This is a genomic window from Dyella japonica, from assembly GCF_040545895.1.
Classification (GTDB): domain Bacteria; phylum Pseudomonadota; class Gammaproteobacteria; order Xanthomonadales; family Rhodanobacteraceae; genus Dyella; species Dyella japonica_D.
The window spans coordinates 577114-583789 of record NZ_JBEPMU010000004.1 but is presented as its reverse complement, the minus strand read 5'-3'; the positions used below and the strand labels follow the sequence as shown (position 1 = coordinate 583789).

The 6676-nt window shown below is 64.9% G+C and carries 6 protein-coding genes; 2 read left to right on the top strand and 4 right to left on the bottom strand.

Annotated elements, in window-relative coordinates; all coding sequences use genetic code 11:
* Positions 1 to 318: 318 nt before the first annotated feature.
* Together ABIC75_RS15890 and ABIC75_RS15885 are read right to left on the bottom strand one after the other, a co-directional pair.
* A complete protein-coding gene (locus tag ABIC75_RS15890) occupies positions 319 to 531 on the bottom strand; it encodes a hypothetical protein (RefSeq protein WP_354014852.1) in 213 nt (70 codons plus the stop codon).
* A gap of 117 nt (positions 532 to 648) precedes the next feature.
* Positions 649 to 846, bottom strand: a complete 198-nt coding sequence (locus ABIC75_RS15885) for a rubredoxin (protein WP_354014851.1) — start codon at positions 844 to 846, stop codon at positions 649 to 651.
* 95 nt (positions 847 to 941) lie between these two features.
* Here ABIC75_RS15885 and thiE point away from each other — a divergent pair, with 95 nt between their 5' ends.
* Both thiE and hemL read left to right on the top strand, forming a co-directional pair.
* On the top strand, positions 942 to 1565 hold the full coding sequence (thiE, locus tag ABIC75_RS15880; RefSeq protein WP_354014850.1) for a thiamine phosphate synthase: 624 nt from the start codon (positions 942 to 944) through the stop codon (positions 1563 to 1565).
* A 10-nt stretch (positions 1566 to 1575) separates the two neighbouring features.
* A complete protein-coding gene (gene hemL, locus ABIC75_RS15875) occupies positions 1576 to 2862 on the top strand; it encodes a glutamate-1-semialdehyde 2,1-aminomutase (RefSeq protein ID WP_354014866.1) in 1287 nt (428 codons plus the stop codon).
* Between the two features lie 60 nt (positions 2863 to 2922).
* Here the strand turns inward: hemL and ABIC75_RS15870 are convergent, their stop codons facing one another.
* Together ABIC75_RS15870 and ABIC75_RS15865 are read right to left on the bottom strand one after the other, a co-directional pair.
* Positions 2923 to 4158: an acetylornithine transaminase gene (locus ABIC75_RS15870; RefSeq protein WP_354014849.1), complete on the bottom strand. Its 1236-nt coding sequence runs from the start codon at positions 4156 to 4158 to the stop codon at positions 2923 to 2925.
* Positions 4159 to 5085: 927 nt separating this feature from the next.
* The gene (locus tag ABIC75_RS15865; protein ID WP_354014848.1) at positions 5086 to 6426 is read right to left on the bottom strand and encodes a sigma-54 dependent transcriptional regulator; all 1341 of its coding nucleotides are present in this window, start codon (positions 6424 to 6426) and stop codon (positions 5086 to 5088) included.
* Between the last annotated feature and the right edge of the window lie 250 nt (positions 6427 to 6676).

Below are 6676 nucleotides of genomic sequence, written 5' to 3'. Positions count from 1 at the left end.
GCCGTTTCTGCGTTGGAACATTTCGTTCCGAGTGAGCCGCTCATCTTACATCATCTTTCCGGTCCGTCAACACCTTCAGCGAAGAATTTTTGCTGCCGGGTTTTCAGTGGAACCCCGTTGAAGAGCGTGTCGTCCGGGGAGGAGCGAAACTATAGCGTCCCTCCACGGGGTTGGGAAGGGGTCTATACGAATTTTTTTCACGTTCATGACAGCGGCCAACGCTGTGTGCGCGAACAGCCGGCCTTGCGGTGGCAAGGCCGGCACGGTCTCAGCGCGCGCTCTCGATGAAATCCGCGCTCTAAGGAGCCTCAGGCGGCTTTAAGTCCCGCGGCCTGCGGTGACGGCGATACCGCCGATGGGTGCCATGCCGGGAGAAGAACCTGCCGCTGCGGGCGCGGAAGGCGTAACGCTATATGCGTTGGCCGCCAAGTCATGCCGGCAGGGCACGCCGACGTGATAGGGAATGAGGGATTCGGGAGTGAGCCTTTCCAGAATGTCCCACTCGTCTTCGAACGGAATGAATTGCTGCATGGTGCTGCTCCTGCCTGGGTTGCGTGCCTTTTCCCGGCGCGCAGGAGCATTTAAGCAAACGGCCCGGTCCGTAAGATGACGGAATCGGGCCGTTTGAGGGCAACGCGGAGCATGAAATCAGTCGATTTCGATCATCTCGAAGTCTTCCTTGGTCGCGCCGCAGTCCGGGCAGGTCCAGGTGTCGGGAACGTCGGCCCAACGCGTACCGGGCTCGATGCCTTCCTCGGGCAGACCCAGCGACTCGTCGTAGATGAAGCCGCAGACGACACACATCCATTTGCGCAGGGTGCCGGTTTCGTTGGTGCTCTGATTCATCGTGAACTGCTTGCTATGGGAAAAAAGTGCTTCATTCTCGCAACTCCCCCGCCGATGCGAAAGCGTATGGCGCCGCTTTTCCAGGACTGATTGGCATGCGTGAAAAACTCCAGGGCCGTGGCCTTTATGTGATTACCGATGGCCCCCGCCCCGATCTGCTCGAGGTAGTGGCCCAGGCGCTGGCCGGCGGGGCCAGGCTGCTGCAATACCGGGACAAGACCACCGATCACGCGCGCCGCCTCAACGAAGCGCGTGCCATTCGCGCCCTGTGCGCTGCACGGCGGGTGCCCATGATCATCAACGATGACGTGGCACTCGCCCGCGCGGCCGACGTCGCCGGCGTCCATTTGGGAGAGGAGGACGGCGATGTGGCAGCGGCGCGCGCGGTACTGGGCGCTGACGCAATCATTGGCGTGTCCTGCTACGACTCCTTGGCGCGCGCCCGCGAATTGGCGGCTGCCGGTGCCGACTATATTGCCTTCGGGGCCTTCTTCCCCTCGCCCACCAAGCCGCATGCACGGCGTGCTTCCTTCGACCTGCTGCGACAGTCCGCCGCGCTCGGCGTGCCGCGTGTGGCGATTGGCGGCATCACGCCAGACAATGGCGGATCGCTGATCGATGCCGGCGCCGACTATCTCGCCGTGATCTCGGCCGTTTTCGGTGACTCCGATGTCCGCGGCGCGGCCACGCGGTTCGCCCAACTTTTCACTTCGCATTGAGATATCCATGATGACCACCAACCACGAACTCTTCCAGCGCGCGCAGCAGTTGATGCCCGGCGGCGTGAACTCGCCGGTGCGCGCCTTCAAGTCGGTGGGCGGCGAACCGTTCTTCACGGCGCGCGCAGATGGCGCGTACCTGTGGGATGTGGAAGGCAAGCGTTACATCGACTACGTCGGCTCGTGGGGCCCGATGATCGTGGGCCACAACCATCCGCATGTACGCGAGGCGGTGGAGCGCGCAGTGAAGAATGGGCTGTCGTACGGCACGCCCTGCCCTGCCGAAGTGACCATGGCGGAAATCATCACGCGCCTGATCCCATCGATCGACATGGTGCGCATGGTCAATTCGGGCACCGAGGCGACTATGTCGGCCATTCGACTCGCCCGCGGGGCCACAGGCCGCAACCTGATCGTGAAGTTCGAAGGCTGCTACCACGGCCATGGCGACAGCTTCCTGGTGAAGGCCGGCTCGGGCGCGCTCACGTTTGGTGTGCCGACCTCGCCAGGCGTGCCCAAGGCCAATGCGGATCTGACGCTCACGCTGGCCTACAACGATCTCGATGCCGCCGTGCGCTTGTTCGACGAACACGGTCACGACATTGCCGGCCTGATCATCGAACCGGTGGCCGGCAACATGAATTGCATTCCGCCGAAGGATGGCTATCTGCATGGCCTGCGCGAGCTGTGCACGAAGCACGGCGCGCTGCTGATCTTCGATGAAGTAATGACGGGTTTCCGTGTGGCGCTCGGTGGCGCGCAGGCGCATTACGGTGTCACGCCGGATCTCACTACGTTCGGCAAGATCATCGGCGGCGGCATGCCGGTGGGTGCGTACGGCGGCCGTCGTGACCTCATGCAGCAGATTGCACCGGCGGGGCCGATCTACCAGGCGGGCACGCTGTCCGGCAATCCGGTGGCGATGGCCGCGGGCCTGGCCATGCTGGAACTCATCCAGGCGCCGGGTTTCTACGACCAGCTCGCCGCGCGCACACGCCTGCTCACCGATGGACTCCAGGCCGTGGCCGATGGCGAAGGCGTGGCTTTCAGCACGAATCGCGTGGGTGGCATGTTCGGCCTGTTCTTCACCAGGGAAAAAGTGGAGAGCTACGCACAGGCGACGGCCGCGGACAGCGCCATGTTCAACCGCTTCTTCCACGGCATGCTGGAGCGCGGCATGTATCTGGCGCCTTCGGCATTCGAAGCGGGCTTCGTGTCCAGCGCGCATAGCGAGCAGGACATCGCCGATACGCTGGAAGCCGCGCGCGGCGCCCTGCGAGCGGGACGCGCAGGCTGAAAGCCGGTGTTGCATCGATAGGCGCTCCCGGCAACGGGAGCGCCTCTTTTACGGCGTTCTTCAGCCCGCGACGAAACTGCGCAGTGCTGCTTCAAGGCGCGCGAGGCCTTCGGCAAGGTCTTCGTCGCTGATGTTGAGCGCGGGCACGAAACGCAGCACGTCCGGCCCGGCCTGCAGCACGAGCAAGCCATGGGCTGCCGCGTGATCGAGAATGGCACCGGCCTTGCCCTTGTTCGCCTCGTTGAGCACGGCACCGAGCATCAAGCCGCGACCACGCACTTCGTCGAACAACGGCAGCGACGCATTCACGCGCGCCAGGCCATCACGCAAGGCCTGCGATTGGCGCTTCACATTGGCCAGCAAGTCGGCGGACGACAGCTTGCGCAGCGCCACGCGCGCCACGGCGGCCGCCAACGGATTGCCGCCAAACGTCGTGCCATGCGCACCGAACTGCATCACCTCGGCCACCTTTGGGCCGGCCAGCATGGCGCCAATGGGAAAACCGCACCCCAGCGCCTTGGCCATGGTGACGATGTCCGGCTTTGCGCCGTCCTGCACATAGGCGAACAACGTGCCCGTGCGGCCCATGCCGCTCTGGATTTCGTCGAGCACTAGCAACGCGTTGTGCTGGTCACACAGTTCACGAACGCGCTGCACGAAGCCCGGCGCCGCCGGCAGCACGCCACCCTCGCCCTGCACGGGCTCGAGCATCACGGCCGCCACGTCGCCGTGCGCGAACGCCGCTTCCAGCGCCGGCACGTCGTTGAAATCGAGATAGCGGAAGCCACCGGGCAACGGCTCGTAGCCTTCCTGGTATTTCGGCTGCGCGGTCGCCGTTACGGCGGCCAGCGTGCGGCCGTGGAAGGAGCCACGGAAGGTGACGATTACGCGCTTGTCGGCGTCGCGACCCTGCGAGGCCGCCCACTTGCGCACCAGCTTGATGGCCGCTTCGTTGGCTTCGGTACCGGAGTTGCACAGGAACACGCGCTCGGCGAAGCCGGATGCCGACACCAGTTCCTCGGCAAGACGCAGCGGCGGCTCGGTGTAGAACACGTTGCTGGTGTGCCAGAGCTTGCGCGCCTGCGTGGTTAGCGCGTCGAGCAGGTCCGGATCCTGATGGCCGAGCGCGTTCACCGCGATGCCGGCGCCGAAATCGACGTAGTCACGGCCTTGCGTATCCCACACGCGTGCACCCTTGCCGTGGTCCAGCACCACATCGCGCGGTCGATAGACCGGCAGCCAGTAGCGCTTGCCGAGATCGATCAGGGACTGGGCAGACGGGTCTTGCGCGTGCATGTCGTACTCCGGGCATCGTCCATGCGACGACACCATGCTCAAAGGGAATTCGGGGACGGGGATACGCCGCAAGCCGCGGCGTTCGCGCATCGTAAGACCTGCGAACCGGCTTTGCACGGCGACGGGCCTCGCCGGAACGGCTTGGGCGGGATGATCGGCTCGCCACGAAGCCTTGGGCATCGTCACGACTGGACAAATCGACGAAAAAGCGTTGATCGCGGCCGACAGGTGTGACATTTCGCCTGTCCGCTGTTACTTGGCTGATACACCTTGCCGAAACGGCGCAACCGCAGGTGTTAAGCGGCTCCCAGGACGCCGGTTTCGGGCTGGGCCTGTAACGCCTTTAGCACGGTTAAAAATCGGCCTGACCCGCGCAAAGCCCCGAAAACCCGTGTTTTGCAGCCATTGCCAGGGTTTGGCACGACGATTGCTCTCTTTACACCGTACAGGCGGGAAAGGGGGCTGGGCCAGCTGCGACAACGCGCCGAACACCGCGACAAGGACCTTCGCGGCGACAGGATGGCGACGCTCCTGGGCGGCCCGGGGCAACGTCGGCACGAACCTCGCAGCTGGCAATGGGAGCACCCTTCCCCGTTTCTCTCGTCGTTGGCGAGAGGACGCCAAAGCATTCCGCCACCAGGCGGTGATGAGGGCGGTAACCCGGCAACCCCTGTGGCCGGGGCACCAATGGAAGCCCCCGACCCGACCCCTGCGGGTCGGGGGCCTTCCTTTCTCAGGCGGGTTTCCACATCCATGTCTTCCCCACGGTCGACCGGCCTCGGCCGGGGTGAGCGGCGGGTGCTTGCGTTCAAATGATTGGCTAGGCGCCCAACCGATCATGCAAGAGCGAGCATCCGCCGCCCACCCCAGCCGGGGTGGTCAGCATGCGTTTGCAGGGAATCGCCGCTAAGGCGTCTGGATGTCCGTTCAGCGCAGCTCGTCGAGCGCGAGCTGGTGCTTCTTGCACAGGCGATAGATGGTCACGCGCGACACCTTCAGCCGACGCGCGCACTCGCTCACGTTGAACCGGCTTTCCCTCAGGCACGCGATCACCGCGTCCCGCTCGGCCGCCACACGTGTACTGCCCAGGCTCGAGCGTGCCGCCTGCTTGGTGAGCACGTCGGCCAGGTCGAGATCGTTCACGCTGATGAGCGCGTCTTCCGCCACCACGGCGGCGCGCTGCACGCGGTTGAGCAATTCGCGCACGTTGCCGGGCCAGGTGAAATCGAGCATCGCGCGTCGCGCACTGGCGCTGAAGGCACGTGCGCGGCTGGCATGCTGCTCGCGAAACGCATCGAGGAACTTCTGCGCCAGCAGCACCACGTCGTCCTCACGCTCGCGCAACGGCGGCATGCGCAGGCGCAGCACGTTGAGTCGGTAGTAGAGATCTTCGCGGAAGCGCCCCTGCTCCACGGCCTTTTCGAGATCCACGTGCGTAGCAGCAAGCACACGCACGTCCAGCTTGATCAGCTGGCTGCTGCCCACGCGTTCCAGCGTGCCTTCCTGCAGGAAGCGCAACAGGCTCGTCTGCGCATCAAGCGGGAGATCGCCCACTTCGTCGAGAAATACCGTGCCGCCGGCCGCCGTTTCGAAATGGCCGATGCGACGCGCGTTGGCGCCGGTGAACGCACCACGTTCGTGGCCGAACAATTCGGACTGCACCAGGTTCGGCGGCAAGGCGCCGCAATTGATCGCCGCAAAGGGTCGATCGGCACGTGCCGACAAACTATGCAGCGCACGCGCCGCCACTTCCTTGCCGGTGCCGGTTTCGCCGGTGATCAACACCGGCAACTCGACCGGTGCGTACTTGCGCACGCTGGCCACGACCGCGCCAATGGCGGCGCTGCGGCCGGTGACGCCCACGTCGCCGGGCTCGGCTGCGCGCGGTTGGTCGCCGCCGATGCGGGCAAGCGCCTCGACCAGGCGATCCACATCCACGGGCGTGGCGAAGTACTCGATGCTCGCTTCGAGAATACGGTCGACCAGCGGCTCGTGCGTCGACATGTCGGGCGGAATGAGCGCCACCCACGGCAGCCACGGGTGATCGGCCATGAGCTGGGCCATGGCCTGGGCGGAATCGGGATCGCCGTGCCTCAAGTCGGCCAGCGCCACCACCGTATCGTTGTTACGCATGCCCACGCCGCCCTGAGTGCCGGCGTCGGCCACGCGGATGATCCATCCCGCCTTGGCCAGACCCGCCCGCTCATCGCCGGCCGGTTGACCAAACCAGACGACGCATCGCCTGGCTTCCTCCCTCAATACAGCCATGGTTCCCTCCCCCAACCCCTCTAAGGGTCACAGGTTTCGGCCGGTCGTTGCCATGTCCTATGGCTACCCCCCGGTTACCACGCCCGTCGCGCCAAGCTAACCCGCGACCGCTACAGAAATGTGATATGGGTCACACAATATACAACTCTGCGTGCCGCAGTCACCCTACAAATGGCGCAAAGGCTTCGGACAGAAGCCGGAGGCGAGCGGAGTGGGTAGCACCTATGGCCTAGGGTCCTTGGGCCCATGC

Coding starts and splice junctions, on each gene's coding strand:
- ABIC75_RS15890 (WP_354014852.1), bottom strand. CDS start 531: ATGCAGCAATTCATTCCGTTCGAAGACGAGTGGGACATTCTGGAAAGG.
- ABIC75_RS15885 (WP_354014851.1), bottom strand. CDS start 846: ATGAATCAGAGCACCAACGAAACCGGCACCCTGCGCAAATGGATGTGT.
- thiE (WP_354014850.1), top strand. CDS start 942: ATGCGTGAAAAACTCCAGGGCCGTGGCCTTTATGTGATTACCGATGGC.
- hemL (WP_354014866.1), top strand. CDS start 1,576: ATGACCACCAACCACGAACTCTTCCAGCGCGCGCAGCAGTTGATGCCC.
- ABIC75_RS15870 (WP_354014849.1), bottom strand. CDS start 4,158: ATGCACGCGCAAGACCCGTCTGCCCAGTCCCTGATCGATCTCGGCAAG.
- ABIC75_RS15865 (WP_354014848.1), bottom strand. CDS start 6,426: ATGGCTGTATTGAGGGAGGAAGCCAGGCGATGCGTCGTCTGGTTTGGT.